The following is a 19,745-nucleotide window of genomic DNA, read 5'->3' as shown; positions in this document are numbered from 1 at the left end:
CCGCCCCGGCCGGCGCCGACCGGATCTCTTTCCGGTAGCTGAGAAGTGTGGCCGCTATGAGGCCGAGGGGTCACGCGGCGCGAGGACTGGAGCTCGACGATTCGGCACCACCGTCGGGCTGGTTGATCTCAGCCCAAACCACATCGAGGGAAAGGCTGAGGACATCGGCGATCGCCGCGATAGTCGGGAAGGCAGGGGTGGCCACGCGACCAGACTCGATCTTCCGAAGGGTCTCCGGCGAGACACCTGCGTCCAGGGCGGTATCGAGCATCGAGCGTCCTCCCCTGGCGCGACGCAGCAGGGCACCGAGGCGCTGCCCGCGCTCGACCTCTGCGGGAGTGAGCGGCAACCTGACCATGGTTCCAATTCTAGTACCGGGATAGTATGACCGGGATAGTTATTGGTTGCGCGAGGAAGGCGCAGATGATCGAGATCCTGAACCCCACCGAACTGCCACGGGCGAAGGAGACAGGCGCCCTGGTCGCCGACATCCTGCAGACCCTGAAGAGCCGTAGCACGGTCGGCACGAACCTCCTGGACATCAACCGGTGGGCCCGGGACATGATCGCCGAGGCCGGGGCGCTGTCCTGCTACGTCGACTACGAGCCGTCCTTCGGACGCGGGCCGTTCGGGCACTACATCTGCACGTCGGTCAACGATGCCGTGCTGCACGGGCTGCCGTACGACTACCCGCTTGCCGACGGCGACCTGCTCTCGCTCGACCTCGCCGTATCCAAGGGCGGAATCGTCGCGGACTCCGCCATCAGCTTCATCGTGGGCGACTCGAAGCCCTCGGAGAGCGTTGCGATGATCGACGCGACCGAGCGCGCCTTGAGCGCAGGAATAGCCGCGGCCGGCCCCGGGGCTCGCATCGGTGACATCTCCCATGCCATCGGCTCGGTCCTCAGCGCGGCGGGGTATTCGATCAACACCGAGTTCGGCGGTCACGGCGTCGGATCGACGATGCACCAGGATCCGCACGTCTCGAACACGGGGCGGCCGGGTCGCGGATACAGATTGCGCCCTGGACTGCTGCTGGCGCTGGAGCCGTGGGTCATGGCGGACACCGCCGAGCTGGTCACCGATGCCGATGGCTGGACACTCCGAAGCGCGACAGGCTGCCGGACAGCGCACAGTGAGCACACGATCGCCATCACCAACGACGGAGCCGAGGTTCTCACCGTGCCGAAGCGGGCGCAACCGTGAGGTGACAGCCATCCGGGTTCCCCGCTCCCCGCAGGTCACCACGCATCGTCGCTGAAATGAAAGCCTGCCAGGCCGGCCCCGCCGGTGTTTGCCGGGTCGAGGGTGAAGGCACCGGCCCCGGTCGCGCTCTTTACCGCGGCTTAGCGTTCGCACAGCGCGCCGCTATCCCGATCGCGGGGAAGCTCTGTCGAGAGATCCGGAACAGGTGTTCCGCGACGATGGAGGAGACTGCGATGCGGCGTAAGACTCTGGTCCTGAGCCTCGGCGGCGCGCTGGCGGCGGCCGCCGTCGTGGGCACCGCGATCGGGGCCAGCGCGGCGGAGGGCGAGCGGCAGGGGTTCGGCGCCGTCGCCACCACCGCGCCCGCTGAGCCGACGCCCGGCGCCGACCCGACGGGTACCCCCGGCGCCGGCCCGACCGGCGGTCCGACGGCTGTGCCGAGCGGCACCCCGTCGGGCACCCCGACCGGTCCCCCCGCCCCGACCGGCGCCGCGCCGGCCGGATCGGTCGACGCGGCGCGGGCGGTCCAGATCGCGCTGGCCAGCGCCGGTGGCGGCCAACTCGAGGAGGTCGAGCGGGAGCAGGAACACGGCCGGGCGGTGTGGAGCGTCGAGTTCGTCAAGGACGGCTGGGAGATCGAGGTGGACGTGGACGCGACCACCGGCGAGATCGTCAAGACCGACCGCGACAAGGACGACGACCACGGCGACCGGGACGACGACCACGACGACGACTGACCGGGGCGGCGGGGCGGCCGGTGTCGGGCCGGCCGTCCCCCGCTGTCCGGGGGTGCTGTTAGCGTTTTCGGCCGTGGAACGTGGAGACGACGCCGACGAGTTCCGGCACCTGGTCGAGGAGTACGTCCGGCGGCACGTCGCGCTCGGCGAGCTGCCGTACGACGCGATCGTGGTGGGTGCGGTCGAATACCTGGACGACGAATACGATCCGGTGCGGGTCGAGGCGCTGGCCCGGGAGGTGGCCGCCGCGGAGTTCGCCGCGCACGCCGCCGCCCAGGCCGGCTGGCCGGAGCCGACCGACAGCGATCGGCTCACCCTCGCCTTCCGGGCCCTGGACGCGGCCGGGATCGTCGCCCGGGAGAACTTCACCTGCTGCCAGAACTGCGGCCTGGGCGAGATCGGCGCCGAGGTCGCCGACGGCGAGACGCCGCGCGGGTACGCCTTCTACCACCAGCAGGACGCGGAGCGCGGTGCCGACGGCGAGGCCGTCTGGATCGCGTACGGGCTCTTCGAGCGGCCGCCGTCGGTGGAAATCGGTGCGGAGGTGGCGGCGGCACTGCGCGAGCACGACCTGCCGGTGGACTGGGCCGGCGACACCGGAGCCCGGATCCGGGTCCCGCTGACCTGGCAGCGGCGCCGTACCGGCCGGTTGGCGGCCTTCCCGCCCCCGGTCGACGACGACGTCACCGTCGAGATCGAGGTCCCCGACGCCTGGCGCGGGGTGTACGCCCCGACCACCGGGCCGATCTCGGCCACCCGGCTGGCAAGTCTCTACCTTCCCTGGCTGCCCACCGGCACCCGGCTCGGCATCACGCTGGACGGCACCACCGTCACCGTGAGGCGGGACTGGGACACCCTGGTCGGCTCCTTCGCCGATCCCGACCGGCCCGACTCCCGGGTCGACCGGTACGCCGGCATGACCCTGGTCCGGCAGCTCCGGTCCGGCGGTGCGGCCGGCACCGCCCCGCACGGACCGGACGGAGCGTCGGCGGTCAACGGCGACGGCGGGCTGGTGGAGGCGACCTGGGAGCATTCGGCGGGGCGCGAATACCAGGGCGTGCCGCTCACCTTCCGGGAGAGTGTCGACCTGCTGCGCCGGATGCCGGTCCGCACCGGTGCCTGGGCCTCCTTCCGCAGCCGCTCCGGCGGGATCGTGCAGATGCGGTGGGCGGAGCGGAGGCTCTGGCTGGAGACGCCGGATCCGGAGGCGGGCGCCTCGCTGGGCCGGCACGTGACGATTCCGGAGGCCGAGCGGATGGTTGGCGTGCTCGCGGTCGAGGACCGGGTCGCGGTGGCCGAGCTGGGCGACGTGCGTACCGTGCCCTGGGCCTGACCCCCACCGGTCCCGCGTCCGGGCGGTCATCCGGCCGGCGGCACCGCCCCGGCCCAGCCCGAGGTCGCGTCGATCAGTGCCCGGCGCCCGGTCGTCGCCCCGGCCGCGGCCGGCGGGCCGGCGACACAGGCGCCCCGGTGCCCCTCCCGCTCGCCGCACCGGCCGGTGCCGAGCAGCAACCGGTCGCAGAACACCCGGTACCGCTCGTGTTGCGCGTCCTCGGCCGAGACCGTGACCTCGCCGGCGTCGAGTTCCGGCAGGAAGGCCAGCGACTCGGTCAGCCGCGCGGCCAGTTCGGTGGCGGCCTGCAGAGTGTGTACGGCAACCGGAAGGTGGATGACATGGCCCGGCACCGCGTCGCCGCGACCGGGACTTCCCATGACCGGCCCTGTCTGACCCATGGTTGATGACCCTCACCCGTGGTTGATGACCTCCGCGCCCTGGTCCGGCGGCGCTTCCTGCCCGGCCGACCTGGGTCGACGCCTCGATAGCTTAGAGACGTACCCGGAAATTTCGGGTTTGCCACTCGGACCCGATCCCGGCGTACCCCCGGAAAGGGCGAGCCGGGCGGCGTCGACGCGGTGCGGGGCCCGTCGCCCCGGCCCGATCGGTACGGGCAGCCGGACCGATCGGCACTAGCCGAGGCGCGGGGGCACCCAATACTCTCTGGTAACCGCGATTTAACGTGATCACCGTCACGCAACGATATCCCGGAGGCACCCCCCGCCATGGCACTCGACGTCCCCTACCGGTCCATCCCCGACATGTTCCTGAAGCGTGTCTCGGCCACCCCCGACCGGGACGCATTCGCCCACCCCGCCCCGGACGACTCCGGCCCGGTCTGGCTGAGCTGGGCGCAGGTCGGCCAGCGTGCGAAGGCCATCGCCGCCGGGCTGCGCGGCCTCGGCGTCGGCTCCGAGGACCGGGTGGCGATCCTGGCCAACACCCGGCTCGACTGGGTCCTCGCCGACCTCGGCATCATGTGCGCCGGTGGCGCGACCACCACGGTCTACCCGACCACCGAGCCGGAGGACACCGCCTTCATCATCGCGGACTCCGGCTCCAAGGTGCTGATTGCCGAGAACGCCGACCAGGCCGCCAAGATCGCCGGAGTGGAGCTGCCGGCGCTGACCCACGTCGTACTGATCGACGGACCCGCCGAGCCGGCCGCCACCCCGCCGCAGCTCACCCTCGCCGATCTTGAGGTGCAGGGCGCGCTGGCCCTGGAGAACGACCCGGATCTGATCGAGCGGGTGGTGGCCGAGATCGACCAGGACCACCTGGCCACGCTGATCTACACCTCCGGCACCACCGGCCGGCCCAAGGGCGTCGAGCTGCTGCACGCCGGGTGGTGCTGGGAGGGCGTGGCCCAGGCACAACTGGGGCTGATCAAGGCGGAGGACCTGCAATATCTCTGGCTGCCGCTGTCGCACTCGTTCGGCAAGACGCTGATCTGCGGCGTGATCCACGTCGGCATGCCGACCTACGTCGACGGCCGGCTCGACCGGCTGGTCGAGCTGCTCGGCGTGGTCAGGCCGACGCTGATGTGCGGCGCGCCCCGGATCTTCGAGAAGGTCTACAACCGGGCGGTCACCACCGCGCAGACCGGGGGCGGGGCGAAGGCGAAGATCTTCGCCTGGGCGGTGCGGACCGGCAAGCACAAGGTGTCGCTGGAGCAGGCCGGCAAGCCGGTCTCGGCCGGACTGCGGCTGCGCTACGGGCTCGCCGAGAAGCTGGTCTTCAGCAAGCTCCAGGCCCGGCTGGGTGGCCGGATCCGGGTACTCGTCTCCGGCGCCGCGCCGCTGAGCCAGGAGATCGCGCACTTCTTCGCCGCGGCCGGCCTGCCGATCTCCGAGGGGTACGGGCTGACCGAGACCAGCGCCGGCAACTTCGTCAACCGGCCCGGGGCGCTCAAGATCGGCACGGTCGGCAAGGCCATGGGCGACCTGGAGTGCCGGATCGACTCCGACGGCGAGATCCTGCTCCGGGGCATGCCGGTGATGCGCGGCTACCACAACCTGCCCGCAGAGACCGCCGAGGCGTTCACCCCGGACGGCTTCTTCCGGACCGGTGACATCGGCGAGCTCGACGGCGACGGCTTCCTGAAGATCACCGACCGGAAGAAGGACCTGGTCAAGACGTCGGGTGGCAAGTACATCTCGCCGTCGCACATCGAGGGCATGTTCAAGGCGCTCTGCCCGTACACCTCGCAGGTGGTGGTGATCGGACAGGCCCGCAACTACTGCACCATGCTGGTCACCCTGGACGCCGACGCGATCGCCACCTGGGCCGCCGGTGGCCCCCTCGCCGGCCGCCCGTACGCCGAGATCGTCGGCTCGGCCGAGGTACGCGCCCTGGTCGACGGCTACGTCGCCGAGCTGAACCAGAAGCTCAACCGCTGGGAGACGATCAAGAAGGTCACGGTGCTGAGCCGCGACCTGACCGTCGAGGACGGCGAGATGACGCCGTCGATGAAGATCAAACGTCGTGCCGTGGAGAGCAGCTTCAAGACCGAGATCGACCAGATGTACCAGGGCACCCTCGCCCAGATCTGAGCCCGTCCGAGATCCCACCCTTCCCCCCGGGGTCGGATCCGGCACCCCACCGGACCGCCGTGCGACCCGCGATCGCGCGGCGGTCCGGTGCTGTCCGGAGGGCCGGTGCTCTCCGGAGGGCCGGTGCTCTCCGGAGCGCTACCTGCCGTTTGCGCTCGGCTACCGCCGGACCCGGTGACATCCGGGCCGCTTCACCCGAGCGTCACCGGGGTAAGAACAGGGTCAGGTGCACGGCGGGCCGGGTCCGGTGGCTGGTCGTGGCGGTACGCGGGTGGCTAGGGGGTTCCGGTGATGGTGACCACGGTGGCAGCGCACGTGGAGACCGGTGCCTTGGTGATCACCATGGCGGGCCGGTGGAGCGTCGCCCAGGCGTACACACTGCAGCGGGCGATCTCGCGGTGCGCCGCGCACCACCCGCCGTACGTGGCCGTGGACTGCACCCGGATCGCTCCGGACAAGCTGCTGCCGACCCTGCTGCCGGCGTTGGTGATGCTCCGGGAGTCGTGCCGGCGCGGCATCACCGTGCTGGTCTGCGCGCCGGCCTCGGCGCTGACCGTGCTGCTCCGCCGCCTGCCGACCCGGCGGATCCGGCTCTATCCCCGGCTCACCGAGGCACTCGGCCGGGTCCGGCCCTATCCCGTCCCGGCCCGCGCCCGGCAGGCCCACCGCCGGCTGGCGCCGGTGCCCCAGGCGGTGAGCGTGGCGCGCGCACTGGTCCGGGAGTGCTGCGAGCGGTGGCGGATCTCCGACGTCACCGAGGGCGCCCAACTCGTCGCCTCCGAACTCGTGGCGAACGCCGTCGAGCACGCCGGCACCGACATCGACCTCACCCTCTGCCACCACCGGCAGCGGCTGCGGATCGCGGTGGCGGACCGGCACCCCGGCGTACCGGCGCTGCCCCGGCGGGAGGCGGCCCCGGATCCGCGGCAGCCGCTGGCCGTACGCGGTCGCGGGCTGGCCATGGTGACCCGGTCGGTCGCCAACTGGGGCGTACTGCCCGGCGCCGATGGCAAGATCGTCTGGGCCAGCCTGGCCGCCACTCCGGCATCCCGGCTGCGCCTGCCCAGCCTGGCCACCATCCCCGGGGCCAGCTACTCCGCCTGACCGGCGAACCGGGCGGCCCGAGACACCGGCGAGGTACCGGCGACACCCGCCACATCGCCGCGCGACACCTGCCACATCGCCGCGGCACCGGCCGGACGCCGGGGACGGGTCTGCCGGATCGGCGGGGGTCAGCGCAGTTCGCCGGTGCCGTGGAAGTGGTCGAAGATGACCTGGTCGACCGGAGAGACCCGGTGCCGGTCGGCATAGCCCAACCAGACGATCTCGGCGATCTCGTTGGCCGGTCGCAGCACGCCCCGGTAGTCCGCCGCGTAGCAGGTCATCCGGACGACCGTACCGGCCGGATGACCGTGTGCCGGCGCCTCGAAGACGCCGGCCGGCGTGGCCGTGCCGGAGAGGATGGCGACGCTGAGCTCCTCCTCGATCTCCCGTACCAGGGCTTCGAGGTCCGACTCGCCGGGCTCCCGCTTGCCGCCCGGGAGGTAGTAGACGTCCTTGCCGTGCGAGCGGGAGCTGAGGATCCGGCCCTCTTCCAGCCGGATCCAGGCGATCTTGTCGATCATCGTCACCCGGCCGATGCTCCCAGGCGCGCCGGCCGGACCCCCGGCAGGGTGCGCCCCCCGGCCGGATCCGCCGCCGCTCAGGCGATCACCACGGTCTCCCGCCAGAGCGGGCGTTCCGCCCGGTCGATGTCGTAGCGGACCGCCGCGATCCGGCGTACCGCCTCGGTCAGCTCGGCGGCGGGCAGCGTGAACGGCAGTCGGAGGAAACGTTCCAGGGTGCCGTCGAGGCCGAACCGGGGACCGGGCGCGAGCCGTACCCCGACCTCCTCGGCCGCCCGGGCGAGCGCGCTGGCGATCGGCCCGTCCAGCTCCGCCCAGAGCGTCACCCCGCCGGCCGGAGTCCGCACCCGCCAGTTGGGCAGCTCCGCCCGGATCGCGGCCAGCAGGGCGTCACGCTGGGCCGTCAACTGCGCCCGGCGGGCCGCCACGATCGTCTCGGCGTCGGCGAGCAGCCGCACCGCGACCAGTTGGTCCAGCACCGGACCGGCCATGTCCACCCCGACCCGGGCCGCCGCCAGCCGCTGCACCTGGGGTGCCGAGGCACGGATCCAGCCGATCCGCAGGCCGCCCCAGTACGGCTTGCTCATCCCGCCGATGGTGACGACCCGGGAGTGCCGGTCGAAGACGGCGGTCGGCGGGGGCACCTCGATGCCGTCCAGCGCGAGGTCCACAAAGGACTCGTCGACCACCAGGTCGGTACCGCTGGCGTGCGCGGTCGCCACCACCCGCTCGCGCAACTCGGCCGGCATCAGGTGACCGGTGGGATTCTGGAACTCGGGGATCAGGTAGGCGAGCCGGGGCCGGGTCTGCCGGAAGCTGCCCAGCAGCAGGTCGGCGTCCCAGCCCGTACCCTCGGTGGCCAGGCCGTGGGTGGCGATCCGGGCGCGGCGGGCGGCGAGCGCGGCGAGCGCGTTGGGATAGGTCGGCGACTCCACGAGTACGCTGCCGCCGGTCGGCAGCGCGAGCCGGAGCACCAGGTCCAGGGCGTGCTGCACCCCGTTGGTCACCATGATCTGCTCGGGACTCGTGGCCAGACCACGCTCGGTGTACGACCGGGCCACCGCCGCGCGCAGCTCGACGATCCCGGTCGGGTGGTAGCCGGCACCGCCGAGATAGCGCGGCAGGTCCTCCGCGGCGCCCCGGGCGGCCGAGGCGAGTTCCGCCGGGGCGGCCAGCGCGGCGCAGCCGAGGTCGATCATGTCCAGGTCGTCCTGCGGGGTCCAGAGTCCCGAACTGGCCACCCGGTGCCCGCCCGGCAGGGTGGTCCAACTGCCGGCGCCCCGGCGGCTGTTCAGGTGCCCGCTCTCCCGCAGTTCCCGGTAGGCGGCGGTGACGGTGGTCCGGCTAACCCGCAGCGCCTCGGCCAGCTCGCGCTCGGCCGGCAGTCGTACGCCCAGCGGCAGCCGGCCGTCCGCGAGCAGCCCGCGCACCGCGCCGGCCAGGGCGACGTAGTCGGGGCTGCGGCGGCGGCCCGGCAGGGCGTGCCACTGCCCGAGCATCCGGCCGAGCTGTACGCCTCGAACGAGGCTGGTCATAGCCACTTCACCTCGATTGGCCCTTCATGGCGACTGGATTGGCCCTCAGAGTGGCATGCATGGCAAAAATTGGCAACCGTGGCGACCGGCTCGCCCGGCGTCTCGGACAGCTCTACGTCGGCCTGACGCTCTACGGCGTCAGCATGGCGCTGATGGTCGAGGCGTCCCTCGGGCTCGACCCCTGGGACGTCTTCCACCAGGGGCTGTCCGAACTCACCGGAGCCTCCATCGGCACCGTGACCATCGCCGTCGGCGCCCTGGTACTGCTGCTGTGGATCCCGCTGCGGCAGCGTCCCGGCCTCGGCACGGTGAGCAACATCGTCGTCATCGGGCTCGCCGTCGACCTCGCACTGGCCCTGCTGCCCACCGTCGAGGCACTGCCGACCCGGTTCGGCTTGCTGGTCGCCGGCATCGTGCTCAACGGGATGGCGACCGGCCTGTACATCGGTGCCCGCCTCGGCCCCGGCCCACGCGACGGGCTGATGACCGGGTACGTCGCCCGCCGGCCGCACCGGTCGCTCCGGCTGGTCCGCACGGTCATCGAGCTGACCGTACTGGCGATCGGGTTCGCCCTCGGCGGCCAGGTCGGGATCGGCACGGTGGCGTACGCCCTCGCCATCGGCCCGCTGGTGCACGCCTTCATCCCGATGTTCACCGTGCCGCCGGTGTCGCGGCCCGACCCCGGCGACCTACCCCGACCGGTCGCCGAGGCCGGTACCGGCTGACCCGCGACACAGTCGTTCCGCCGCCCGGGGAGGCAGGTACCGGCGGAACGCGGCGCACGGCCGGAAAAAGATCGTCGATCTGTACCGGATCATCCCTCGTGGAACGAGGGTCGCCCCGGTTCGGCGGAATGAACCGGTGCACAACGGTTCCGTCGGATGGCGCGGCACGGCATCATTTCTCCCATGGGGGATGAGGGATGGCGTTGGTCCGACGCATGGATCTTCGTATCGCTGATCATCGCCGGCGGTGCCGGCCGGCACCGCCGGTCGAGCAGCACCCGCCGGCCGGAGGGTGTCCGGCTCGCCGACGTGCTCTCCACCGCTGACCATCTCAACCGGGCGCTTCCGGCCCGCCACGAGATCGAGGCCGCGGTGCGCCGCCTGGTGGGCGCCGGGCTGATCACCGTCTCGGACGGCTGGTTCCGGGTCACCTCCGCCGGTGAGCACCTGTGGCGTACCCGGCCGCACGGTGGCCTCGCCACCACGGTCGAGACGGTGCACGGCGTGCTGACCCGCCGGCACTCCCCTGGCAGCCACGACTGGGAACTCGCCGAGGACGAGCACGCCGCGGCGGTGCAGGAGTACGCCGCCCGGTTCACCCTGCCGATGCCGCGCCGCTCACCGGAGAACGGCGGGTAGTCCACCGAGCCGGCGTCCGGGCAAGCCCGGCCTGCCGTCCGCACACTGCGGCGGTTCCGACCCTCTCTCCCGCCCTCGCGCCCCGGGGCAGCCGGGCGACCGGACGCGCGCCCAGAAGGCGTGCGGGAGCCCGTGCGGGAGGGCGGCTACCGCAGGGGGAGGAGCGCCGCCGTACCACCCCGGCGGTAGCGCGACGCTCGCCCCGGCGCTCCCCGGTAGCCGGGTCGGCCCGTGGGCGCAGTCCACATTGCCGTCCCCCGACGGACGACTTCCCGGTACGCCGGTGGCGATGATCTGGGCGGCAACCGTCCCGACCGGAAGGACCGACAGATGTCGCCATACGTACGTCACATCACCCCGATCCCGCCCGAGCGGGCCGACGGCATCGTGGCCGAGGTCTACGCACAGGTCAACGCCGAGTTCAGCAGTATCGGCCCGGCGGTCCGGATGGCGTCGCCCGCCCCGGAGATCATGGCGGCCGGCTGGGCCCTGATGCGCGAGTCCCAGCTCACCGGAGTGGCGCCGCTGGTCGACAAGGCACTGGTGGCGCTCGGAGTCGCACAGGTCAACGGGTGCGGCTACGACGAGGTCGCCCACCTCGGCATCCTGCGCGCGCTGGGCCGCCCGGACCTGGCCGACTCGGCCGAGCGGGGCGAACCGGTCGGGGATCCGGCGGCCGCCGCGCTGCTGGACTGGAGCCGGTCGACCGGCACCGCCGGCAGCCTGCTCCCGCCTCCGGCCGGGCCGGTGGCCGAGTACGTCGGCACCGCGCTGTTCAACCACTTCATCCAGCGGATGGCCCTCGCGCTGCTCCCACCCGACCTGCGTCCCGGCACCCTCGACCCGGCCGACGAACCACCCTTCGAGGACGCCCCGGTGCTCCGGGAACTCCGCCCCGACGCCGCCACCGGGACGAGCCTGGCGCTGCTCGCCGGCCTCCCGACGGCCACGCCTCCGGCCTGGGCGGCCGGCGCACCGGTCGGGCAGGCGTACGCCGCGCTGGCCGCCACCTGCGAGCAGGGCGGCGGCCTGCTCGCCCCGGCCGCCCGGGCGGTGGTGACCGGGGCGATCGACCGGCACCACGGGCGCCGGCCCGCCGGCACCGACTGGCTCGCCGAGGCGCTATCCACACTAGACAGCGCCGAGCGGGCCGGTGCCCGGGTGGCGATCCTCGCCGGGCTGGCCCCGGGTGCCCTCACCGACGAGCACGTGGCGCAGTGGCGGGCGACGGATCCGAGGCTCTCCGACCACTGCACGGTCTACCTGCTCGGCTACGGCGCGATGCGGGCGGTCGGCCAGATCGAGGCCGGGCTGGCCGCCGCCCTCCGGGCCAGCCGGGCCACCGCCTGACCTCGGGACGACGGGCCGGCTGCCGCTCGACCCAGCGGCCGGCCCTCGCACCCGACTCGGACGGCAGCGACGTCACCGACGAGCGGGCAGGGGTAGCCGCCGCCGGTCGAGACGACCGGCTCGGTCCGGCATCCAGCGGTCCACCGACAGGGGCGGGGCAGCGGAACGGGCGCGGGGTCAGCGGACCGGATGCCCGGCGCCGCGCAGCGCGTCCTTGACCTCGCCGACGCTCAGTTCGCCGAAGTGGAAGACGCTGGCCGCGAGGACCGCGTCGGCGCCGGCCGCCACCGCCGGCGGGAAGTGCGCGACCGCGCCGGCCCCGCCACTGGCCACCACCGGTACGTCCACCACCCGCCGCACCGCGTCGATCAGCTCCAGGTCGAATCCGGCCTTGGTGCCGTCCGCGTCCATCGAGTTGAGCAGGATCTCCCCGGCGCCCAGCTCGGCGGCCCGGGCAGCCCAGCCGACCGCGTCGATCCCGGTGCCACGCCGGCCGCCGTGGGTGGTCACCTCGAATCCGCTCTCGGTGCTGGTGCCGGCGGGGGTGCGCCGCACGTCCAGCGAGAGCACCAGCACCTGCCGCCCGAACCGTTCGGCGATCTCGGCGATCAACTCCGGCCGGGCGATCGCGGCGGTGTTCACCCCCACCTTGTCCGCACCGGCCCGGAGCAGTACGTCGACGTCGGCGACCCGGCGTACGCCGCCGCCGACGGTGAGCGGGATGAAGACCGTCTCGGCGGTCCGGCGTACCACGTCGAGCATGGTGCCCCGGTCGTCGGAGGAGGCGGTGACGTCGAGGAAGGTCAGCTCGTCGGCGCCCGCCTCGTCGTACGCCGCGGCCAACTCGACCGGGTCGCCCGCGTCCCGCAGGTCGACGAAGTTGACCCCCTTGACGACCCGCCCCGCGTCCACGTCGAGACAGGGGATCACCCGTACCGCCACCGTCATGGCCCGAGCCTAACCGTCGCCGCCACGCACGCCGTCACGCCTGCGCCAGCACGGCGAGGGCTTCGGCCACGGTGAACGCCCCGGCGTAGAGCGCCTTGCCGGCGATCACGCCCTCCACGCCGATCGGTTCCAGCGTGGCGAGCGCCCGGAGGTCGTCCAGGGTCGAGACGCCGCCGGAGGCGATCACCGGGGCATCGGTACGGGCGCAGACCTCGCGCAGCAGGTCGAGGTTGGGCCCGCGCATCGTGCCGTCCTTGGTGATGTCGGTCACCACGTACCGCGCCGCGCCCGCCTTGTCGAGCCGCTCCAGCACCTCGAACAGGTCGCCGCCGTCCCGGGTCCAGCCCCGGGCCGACAGGGTACGGCCGCGCACGTCCAGCCCGATCGCCACCCGGTCGCCGTACTCGCCGACGACCCGGTCGCACCACTGCGGGTCCTCCAGGGCGGCGGTGCCGATGTTGACCCGGGCCGCCCCGGTGGCCAGCGCCGCCCGCAGCGACCCGTCGTCCCGGATCCCGCCGGAGAGTTCCACCGAGACGTCGAGCCGGCCGACCACCTCGGCCAGCAGTTCGGCGTTCGAGCCCCGGCCGAACGCGGCGTCGAGGTCGACCAGGTGGATCCAGTCGGCGCCGTCGCGCTGCCAGGCCAGGGCCGCCTCCAGCGGCTCGCCGTAGCTGGTCTCACTGCCGGCGGCGCCCTGGACCAGGCGGACCGCCCGGCCGTTCGCGACGTCGACGGCGGGAAGCAGGGTCAGGCTCAACGTGCTCTCCTCGGTTGGCGAAAGAGTGGTGGTCGACTGGCCGACGGGTCGGCGGGAAACGCGGCGGGCCGGGGCGTGGGATCCGCCGGGCCGTCCGGCCGGTACGGCGATCGACGGGTCGGAGGCATCTGCCCGGGGCTCAGGTCCGGCGGCCCAGCGCGATCACCACCACCGCCGGCAGCACCAGTAGCAGCAGCGCGATCAGGCCGAGCCGCAAGGCCAGGTCGTCGACGAGCAGCCAGATGCCGATCACCGCCGCCACCGAGAGTACGACCACTCCGGCCCGCTCGCCCCGGCTGCGCCGCGCGAACAACCGCCCGGTACGCCGGTCCGGCAGTCGCGGGGCGAGCCGGCGCAGCAGGGCACGCCGGCGCTGGCGGCGGGCCACCTTCCGGGCCCGGGCGGCCCGTTCCCGTTCCGCCTCGGCCAGCCGGACCGCGCGGCGCCGGGCCCGCTCCTTGCTCACCGGGCGACACCTGACCCGGCACGGTCCACCGGGACGCCCCCGGTCCGGGGCGCGGTCACAGCGTGGCCAGCCAGTTGCGCAGCAGGAGCCGGCCGGCCTCGGCGGACTTCTCCGGATGGAACTGGGCGGCCGACAGCGGCCCGCGCTCCACCGCCGCCACGAACCGTCCACCGTGCTCGGCGGTGGTCGGCAGCGCACCGGCGGCGGCCAGTCCGGCCGCGTCGGTCGGGGCGTAGGAGTGCACGAAGTAGAACCGGGCGTCGGCCGGCAGGCCGGCGAAGAGCCGGGACCCGGGCGGCGGTGCGACGGTGTTCCAGCCCATGTGCGGCACCCGCTGGGCGGCCAGCCCGGTCACCCCGCCGGGCAGCAGGCCGAGCCCCAAGGTGGCGACGCCGTGCTCCTCGCCGTACTCGAAGAGGATCTGCATGCCGACGCAGATGCCCAGCACCGGGCGGCCCGCGGCGACCCGCTCGGCGATCACCGGACCGGCCCGCAGCGCGTCGATCCCGGCCATGCAGGCGGCGAAGGCGCCGACGCCGGGCACCACCAGACCGTCGGCGGTGGCCGCCGCGTCGAGGTCGTCGGTGACCGTCACCTCGGCGCCGGCCCGGGCTACCGCACGCTGCGCGGAGCGTAGGTTGCCCGAGCCGTAGTCGAGCACCACCACCCGGGGCGGCGCCGACCGGTCGGCGGTCATCCGCCCTCTCCGGGTACGAGCCAGAGCACGCCACCGGCGGTGGCGAGCACGGCCAGCAGGCCGACGATCCAGAGCACCCGCTGCGGGGCACCCTGCCGGTGCAGCGACCAGGCACCACCGATCAGCACACCGCCCAGCGCGAAGAGCACCACCGGCAGGACGGTGTCCATCAGAGCAGCCCCTTGGTGCTCGGCACCGCTCCGGCCGAGCGCGGGTCGACCGCGACCGCCTCGCGCAACGCCCGAGCCACCGCCTTGAACTGCCCCTCCACCACGTGGTGCGCGTCCGGGTGCCCGCCCGGTCGGGCGGCCCGGAGCACCGAGACGTGCAGGGTGAGCCGGGCGGACTGGCCGAAGGACTCCCAGATGTGCCGGGTCATGCTGGTCGGATAGACCGGCCCGATGTACGGGGCGAGCGCCGGCTCGTCGTGCACCACGTAGGGCCGGCCGGAGAGGTCGACGGCGGCCCGCACCAGCACCTCGTCCATCGGGATGGTGGCCGAACCGTACCGCCGGATGCCGATCTTGTCGCCGAGCGCCTGGTCGAAGGCGGTGCCGAGGGCCAGCGAGGTGTCCTCGATGGTGTGGTGGGCGTCGATCTCCAGATCGCCGACCGTGTGCACGGTCAGGTCGAAACCGCCGTGCCGGGCGATCTGGTGGAGCATGTGGTCGTAGAAACCGACCCCGGTGGTGATGTCGGCCTGTCCGGAGCCGTCGAGATCCAACTCGACCAGCACCTTGGTCTCGGCCGTGGTCCGCTCGACCCGGGCGGTTCTGCTCACGGTAGGACCTTTCGCTGTCCGGGGCGGCCGACCGGTTGTCCGGGTCGGCCGACCTGCTGATCGGTAACGCATCACGCCGTCCCGGAGTCGGTCGGCGCCGGGCCGGTCGCCGCCGATGGCGCGTCGGAACCGGCCGGGGCGGAGTCGGAGCCGGTCCGCACCGATTCTATGGCGGCGAGGAAGGCGTCGGTCTCCTGCGGCGTGCCGGCGGTGACCCGGAGCCAGCCGGGCAGCCCGACGTCGCGGACCAGCACGCCGTGGTCGAGCAGGGCCCGCCAGGCCACCCGCTGGTCGCCGCCGACCTCGAAGAGCACGAAGTTGGCGTCGCTGTCGGCGACCGCCCGGCCGCGCGACCGCAGGCCGGCCACGATCCGGTCCCGCTGCTCCTTGATCACCTCGACGGTGCCGAGCAGCAGGTCCCGGTGTGCCAGCGCCGCCCGGGCGGCGGCCTGGGTGAGCGCCGACAGATGGTAGGGCAGCCGGACGAGCTGCACCGCGTCCACCACCGCCGGATCGGCGGCGAGGTAGCCGAGCCGCCCGCCGGCGAAGCCGAACGCCTTGCTCATGGTCCGGGTCACCACCAGCCGGGGGTGGCCGGGCAGCAGGGCCAGCGCGGTCGGGGTGCCGGGGCGGGCGAACTCGGCGTACGCCTCGTCCACCACCACCATCCCGGGCGCCTCGGCCAGCACCGCGTCCAGCACCGCCGGGTCCAGCGCCGTGCCGGTCGGGTTGTTCGGCGAGCAGAGGAAGACCAGGTCCGGCCGGTGCCGGCGGACCTGCGCCACGGCGTCGGCGGCGGTCAGCCCGAAATCGGCACCCCGGTTGCCGTCCCGCCAGGTCGTGCCGGTGCCGGTGGCGAGCAGCGGATGCATCGAGTACGCCGGGGTGAAGCCGAGCGCCGTCCGCCCCGGCCCGCCGAAGACCTGGAACAGTTGCTGCTGGACCTCGTTGGAGCCGTTCGCCGCCCAGACGTGGGCGGTGCCCAGCCCGTGCCCGAGATAGTCGGCGAGGTCGGCCCGGAGCGCCACCGCGTCCCGGTCGGGATAGCGGTTCAGGTCCCGCAGCTCGGCCGCGACCGCCTTGCCGATCGCCTCCACCACCGGCTCCGGCAGCGGGTAGGAGTTCTCGTTGGTGTTCAGCCGCACCGGCACGTCGAGCTGCGGCGCCCCGTACGGGCTGCGCCCGCGCAGATCGTCCCGGATCGGCAGGTCGGAAAGCGAGGTCACGTCGCCGCCCCGTCGGTGCGCTCGGGGAACCGGACCCGGACCGCCTCGCCGTGCGCGGGCAGGTCCTCCACGTTGGCCAGCGCCACCACGTGCCGGGCGGCGTCCCGGAGCGCCGCCTCGTCGTATTCCACGATGTGGATGCCGCGCAGGAAGGACTGCACCGAGAGTCCCGAGGAGTGCCGGGCGCAGCCGCCGGTCGGCAGCACGTGGTTGGAGCCGGCGCAGTAGTCGCCGAGCGACACCGGCGCGTACGGGCCGACGAAGATCGCCCCGGCGTTGCGTACCCGCATCGCCCAGGCGCGGGCGTCCCGAGTCTGGATCTCCAGGTGCTCGGCGGCGTAGAGGTCGACCACCCGCAGCCCCGCCGCCAGGTCGTCGACCAGCACCGCCCCGCTCTGCCGCCCGCCGAGCGCGGTGCCGATCCGATCGGCGTGCTTGGCCTGGGGCACCTGTCGGCGCAGCTCCCGGTCGACCGCCTCGACCAGCGCCACCGACGGCGTGACCAGCACGCTCGCGGCAAGTGGATCGTGCTCGGCCTGGCTGATCAGGTCGGCCGCCACGTGCACCGGGTCGGCGGTCTCGTCGGCGAGTACGGCGATCTCGGTCGGGCCGGCCTCGGCGTCGATCCCGACCACGCCACGGAGCAGCCGCTTGGCGGCGGTGACCCAGATGTTGCCCGGACCGGTGATCATGTCGACCGGCTCGCACCGGGTCTGCCCGTCGGCGTCCGTGTCCGACCCGTACGCCAGCATGGCGACCGCCTGGGCTCCGCCGACCGAGTACACCTCGTCGACGCCGAGCAGCGCGCACGCGGCCAGCACCCGGGCGTCGGGCAGGCCGCCGAACTCCTGCTGCGGCGGGCTCGCCACCACCAGCGAGCGGACGCCGGCCGCCTGGGCCGGCACCACGTTCATCACCACGGTCGAGGGATACATGGCGAGGCCGCCGGGGACGTAGAGCCCGACCCGGTCGACCGGGACCCAGCGCTCGGTGACGCTGCCGCCCGGGACCACCTCGGTGGTCACGTCGGCCCGCCGCTGGTCGGCGTGCACCCGGCGGGCCCGGTCGATCACCTCGACCAGCGCGGCCCGGACCTCCGGCTCCAGCGTCGACTCGGCCTCGGTGATCGCCTCGACCGGGACCCGGAACCGGTCCAGCCGCAGGCCGTCGAGCCGATGTGTGGCGTCCTGGATCGCCGGGAAACCATGCTCGCGGACCGCCTCCACGATCGGGCGGATCTTCTCCACCGCCACGGAGACGTCAAGCTGGGCACGGGGCAGCAGGGCGCGCGGGTCGCGCCAACCACCGCGCAGGTCGATCCGGTTCAACACCCTTGGCAGTCTATTCGGCACCCACCGACCGGTCCGCGTCCGCCCAGCCGGCGGGACGGTGACCCGGGCCACCCGACGAAACGGCCGAGACGGCGGAACGATCGGCCGGGCGGGGCGGTTCACCGCCGGTACCGACGGGCTAGGCTCGGCGGGTGGACGCGCGGCTGCCGGTGTTTCCGCTCGGGACGGTGCTCTTTCCCGGTCTGGTCCTGCCGTTGCACATTTTCGAGGCGCGCTATCTCGAGTTGATGCGGCACCTGCGCGGCCTGCCGGAGGGCATGCCCCGGGAGTTCGGCGTGGTGGCCATCCGCAGCGGCGGGCCGGCGTCGGTCTCCGCCGGCCCCGAGCCGGAGTCCCGCAGCGCCGAGTCGGAGCCGCGGTCGGGCCAGCCGGAGCTGACCGACCGGCGCCCGGACGGTCCGCCGGTCACCCTGCACGAGGTCGGCTGCACCGCCGAACTCCGGCAGGTGACCGAGCTACCGGACGGCCGGCTGGACGTGGTCACCGTCGGCCGCCGCCGGTTCCGGATCGCTCACGTGGAGGAGAGCTCCACCCCGTACCTGACCGCCGCGGTGGAGTGGCTGCCCGAGCCGGCCGGGCAGGAGCAGCTCGCCGACCTGCTGGCGCCCCGGGTGCTGGCGGTCTTCCGGCGCTACCTCACCCTGGTCCGGGACGACCCGGAGGAGATCTCCGAGCAGTTGCCGGACGACCCCACCGTGCTGTCGCACCTGGTGGCCGCGACCGCCGCGCTCACCCTCACCGACCGGCAGCGGCTGCTGGCGACGCCCGACACCGCCGGCCGGCTGAGCGCGGAACTCCGGCTGCTCAATCGCGAGGCGGCTCTGCTGCGTCAGGTACGGGCGGTGCCGGTGCCGCTGACGGAGCTGGCGGTACCGGCAAGTCCCAACTGAGCGGCCGGGGCGCCGGCTCGGCCTCGGGCCGCAGTCCCGGATACCGGGACCAGCCGGCCAGCAGGGTGTACATCACCGCGGCGCCGAACGCCGGCACCAGCAGGTCCCCGATGGTGGGGATAAACCCGAGCAGCAGGTCGTACTGCCCGCCGTGCAGGTCCGGCGGCTTGCTGAACGTCGCCCCGGGTGGGGCGCTGGCCAGCAGCCGCTCGTAGCCGGACAGGCCGATCTGCCGGCCGAGCTGCCAGGCCAGTACGGCGGCGCCGAGCATGCCGAGCACCACCACCAGCATCCCGACCGGGCCCCGGTGGCGGCGCAACACCAGCCACATCGCGATCGCGGCCAGCACGCCGAGACCGAACCCGAGCACGCTGAACCAGCCGTCGGCGGCGATGAACTCCTCCGGCTGCGGTGCGGCCAGCAGCGCGCCGTCCTCGGTCTGCACCACCGGCACACCCGGCGACACGGCCGACCAGACCAGGCCGAACGGTATTCCCAGCAGGATCAACACCAGCAGCGTGCCGACGTTGGCCGCCCCGCCCCGGAACAGGCGGCGGGCCCGGGGACCGGCGGCCGGCGGGGCGCCTCCGGGCGGGCCCGGCCAGGTGCCGTTCGGGGGGACCGGATCCGGCCCGGACCAGGCCAGCGGGTCCACGCCCGGCCCCACTGCGGCCGGCGAGCCCGGCGTACCCGGGCCGGGGCCGGTGGGCGTGCCCGGCGCCACCCCGGCGGAGCCGCCGTACAGCGGGATCGGGGCTGCCGGAGGGGGTGCCGACGGTACGCCGGGGCCCCCGTGGTCGCCGTCGCCGAGCGGGCCGTCGGAAGGGGAGGTTGCCGGACTCACGAGATGATCCTCTCAGGCCCGGCCACCCTCCGGAGGCCCGACCCGGAGTTGACGTCCGCTCCGCTCTCAAGGGCGG

At 73.7% G+C, this 19,745-nt stretch carries 22 protein-coding genes; 9 read left to right on the top strand and 13 right to left on the bottom strand.

Annotation, left to right across the window (positions count from 1 at the left end; genetic code table 11):
- Window positions 1–70: 70 nt before the first annotated feature.
- Window positions 71–358: a helix-turn-helix transcriptional regulator gene (locus tag AAH979_RS35640; RefSeq protein WP_346262527.1), complete on the bottom strand. Its 288-nt coding sequence runs from the start codon at window positions 356–358 to the stop codon at window positions 71–73.
- Window positions 359–423: 65 nt separating this feature from the next.
- On the opposite strand from AAH979_RS35640, the gene map reads away from it, so the two are divergent.
- The 3 genes from map to AAH979_RS35625 all read left to right on the top strand — a co-directional run bounded on the left by map (window position 424) and on the right by AAH979_RS35625 (window position 3,276).
- The gene (map, locus tag AAH979_RS35635; protein WP_346262526.1) at window positions 424–1,206 is read left to right on the top strand and encodes a type I methionyl aminopeptidase; all 783 of its coding nucleotides are present in this window, start codon (window positions 424–426) and stop codon (window positions 1,204–1,206) included.
- Window positions 1,207–1,439: 233 nt separating this feature from the next.
- On the top strand, window positions 1,440–1,943 hold the full coding sequence (locus AAH979_RS35630) for a PepSY domain-containing protein (RefSeq protein ID WP_346262525.1): 504 nt from the start codon (window positions 1,440–1,442) through the stop codon (window positions 1,941–1,943).
- Between the two features lie 73 nt (window positions 1,944–2,016).
- Entirely contained in the window at window positions 2,017–3,276 is a 1,260-nt protein-coding gene (locus AAH979_RS35625) for a hypothetical protein (RefSeq protein WP_346262524.1), read from the top strand.
- Window positions 3,277–3,302: 26 nt separating this feature from the next.
- Here AAH979_RS35625 and AAH979_RS35620 read toward each other — a convergent pair whose 3' ends face one another.
- Window positions 3,303–3,677 carry a hypothetical protein gene (locus AAH979_RS35620; RefSeq protein ID WP_346262523.1) on the bottom strand — a complete coding sequence of 125 codons (375 nt, stop codon included), beginning with the start codon at window positions 3,675–3,677 and terminating at the stop codon, window positions 3,303–3,305.
- Between the two features lie 327 nt (window positions 3,678–4,004).
- On the opposite strand from AAH979_RS35620, the gene AAH979_RS35615 reads away from it, so the two are divergent.
- Together AAH979_RS35615 and AAH979_RS35610 are read left to right on the top strand one after the other, a co-directional pair.
- Window positions 4,005–5,831, top strand: coding sequence for a long-chain fatty acid--CoA ligase (locus AAH979_RS35615; protein ID WP_346262522.1), 1,827 nt, complete (start codon window positions 4,005–4,007; stop codon window positions 5,829–5,831).
- Window positions 5,832–6,134: 303 nt separating this feature from the next.
- Window positions 6,135–6,935, top strand: a complete 801-nt coding sequence (locus tag AAH979_RS35610) for an ATP-binding protein (protein ID WP_346262521.1) — start codon at window positions 6,135–6,137, stop codon at window positions 6,933–6,935.
- Between the two features lie 128 nt (window positions 6,936–7,063).
- On the opposite strand, the gene AAH979_RS35605 is transcribed toward AAH979_RS35610, so the two are convergent.
- Window positions 7,064–7,462, bottom strand: a complete 399-nt coding sequence (locus tag AAH979_RS35605; RefSeq protein ID WP_346262520.1) for an NUDIX domain-containing protein — start codon at window positions 7,460–7,462, stop codon at window positions 7,064–7,066.
- A gap of 71 nt (window positions 7,463–7,533) precedes the next feature.
- A complete protein-coding gene (locus tag AAH979_RS35600) occupies window positions 7,534–8,991 on the bottom strand; it encodes a PLP-dependent aminotransferase family protein (RefSeq protein ID WP_346262519.1) in 1,458 nt (485 codons plus the stop codon).
- A 59-nt stretch (window positions 8,992–9,050) separates the two neighbouring features.
- Between AAH979_RS35600 and AAH979_RS35595 the strand changes: the two genes are divergently transcribed.
- From AAH979_RS35595 to AAH979_RS35585, 3 genes are all read left to right on the top strand, one after another.
- A complete protein-coding gene (locus AAH979_RS35595; RefSeq protein ID WP_346262518.1) occupies window positions 9,051–9,716 on the top strand; it encodes a hypothetical protein in 666 nt (221 codons plus the stop codon).
- A 183-nt stretch (window positions 9,717–9,899) separates the two neighbouring features.
- Window positions 9,900–10,355 (top strand): hypothetical protein, encoded by a 456-nt coding sequence (locus AAH979_RS35590; protein ID WP_318394461.1) that lies wholly within the window; start codon window positions 9,900–9,902, stop codon window positions 10,353–10,355.
- A 330-nt stretch (window positions 10,356–10,685) separates the two neighbouring features.
- A complete protein-coding gene (locus tag AAH979_RS35585; protein WP_346262517.1) occupies window positions 10,686–11,705 on the top strand; it encodes a carboxymuconolactone decarboxylase family protein in 1,020 nt (339 codons plus the stop codon).
- A 177-nt stretch (window positions 11,706–11,882) separates the two neighbouring features.
- Here AAH979_RS35585 and hisF read toward each other — a convergent pair whose 3' ends face one another.
- The 8 genes from hisF to hisD form a co-directional block, all read right to left on the bottom strand.
- Complete coding sequence (hisF, locus tag AAH979_RS35580; RefSeq protein ID WP_346262516.1) at window positions 11,883–12,653, bottom strand: imidazole glycerol phosphate synthase subunit HisF; 771 nt, start codon at window positions 12,651–12,653, stop codon at window positions 11,883–11,885.
- 34 nt (window positions 12,654–12,687) lie between these two features.
- On the bottom strand, window positions 12,688–13,413 hold the full coding sequence (gene priA, locus AAH979_RS35575; RefSeq protein ID WP_346262515.1) for a bifunctional 1-(5-phosphoribosyl)-5-((5-phosphoribosylamino)methylideneamino)imidazole-4-carboxamide isomerase/phosphoribosylanthranilate isomerase PriA: 726 nt from the start codon (window positions 13,411–13,413) through the stop codon (window positions 12,688–12,690).
- Between the two features lie 139 nt (window positions 13,414–13,552).
- Window positions 13,553–13,879, bottom strand: coding sequence for a hypothetical protein (locus tag AAH979_RS35570; protein ID WP_346262514.1), 327 nt, complete (start codon window positions 13,877–13,879; stop codon window positions 13,553–13,555).
- Between the two features lie 55 nt (window positions 13,880–13,934).
- Window positions 13,935–14,576, bottom strand: coding sequence for an imidazole glycerol phosphate synthase subunit HisH (hisH, locus tag AAH979_RS35565; RefSeq protein WP_346262513.1), 642 nt, complete (start codon window positions 14,574–14,576; stop codon window positions 13,935–13,937).
- Window positions 14,573–14,746, bottom strand: coding sequence for a hypothetical protein (locus AAH979_RS35560; protein ID WP_318394456.1), 174 nt, complete (start codon window positions 14,744–14,746; stop codon window positions 14,573–14,575). The genes hisH and AAH979_RS35560 overlap by 4 nt, the downstream gene beginning before the upstream one ends.
- Entirely contained in the window at window positions 14,746–15,357 is a 612-nt protein-coding gene (hisB, locus tag AAH979_RS35555; RefSeq protein WP_346262512.1) for an imidazoleglycerol-phosphate dehydratase HisB, read from the bottom strand. The genes AAH979_RS35560 and hisB overlap by 1 nt, the downstream gene beginning before the upstream one ends.
- Window positions 15,358–15,428: 71 nt before the next feature.
- Window positions 15,429–16,583, bottom strand: a complete 1,155-nt coding sequence (locus AAH979_RS35550) for a histidinol-phosphate transaminase (RefSeq protein WP_346262511.1) — start codon at window positions 16,581–16,583, stop codon at window positions 15,429–15,431.
- Window positions 16,580–17,914: a histidinol dehydrogenase gene (gene hisD, locus AAH979_RS35545; protein ID WP_346262510.1), complete on the bottom strand. Its 1,335-nt coding sequence runs from the start codon at window positions 17,912–17,914 to the stop codon at window positions 16,580–16,582. Before hisD ends, AAH979_RS35550 begins: the two co-directional genes overlap by 4 nt.
- Window positions 17,915–18,066: 152 nt before the next feature.
- Here hisD and AAH979_RS35540 point away from each other — a divergent pair, with 152 nt between their 5' ends.
- Complete coding sequence (locus tag AAH979_RS35540; RefSeq protein ID WP_346262509.1) at window positions 18,067–18,825, top strand: LON peptidase substrate-binding domain-containing protein; 759 nt, start codon at window positions 18,067–18,069, stop codon at window positions 18,823–18,825.
- On the opposite strand, the gene AAH979_RS35535 is transcribed toward AAH979_RS35540, so the two are convergent.
- On the bottom strand, window positions 18,740–19,669 hold the full coding sequence (locus tag AAH979_RS35535) for a DUF2567 domain-containing protein (protein WP_346262508.1): 930 nt from the start codon (window positions 19,667–19,669) through the stop codon (window positions 18,740–18,742). The two genes, AAH979_RS35540 and AAH979_RS35535, sit on opposite strands and share 86 nt — an antisense overlap.
- Window positions 19,670–19,745: the final 76 nt, after the last annotated feature.

The sequence above is a fragment of the Plantactinospora sp. ZYX-F-223 genome (assembly GCF_039649625.1).
Lineage (GTDB): Bacteria > Actinomycetota > Actinomycetes > Mycobacteriales > Micromonosporaceae > Plantactinospora.
The sequence above is the reverse complement of the archived record's forward strand: the minus strand, read 5'-3'. Positions and strand labels throughout refer to the sequence as shown.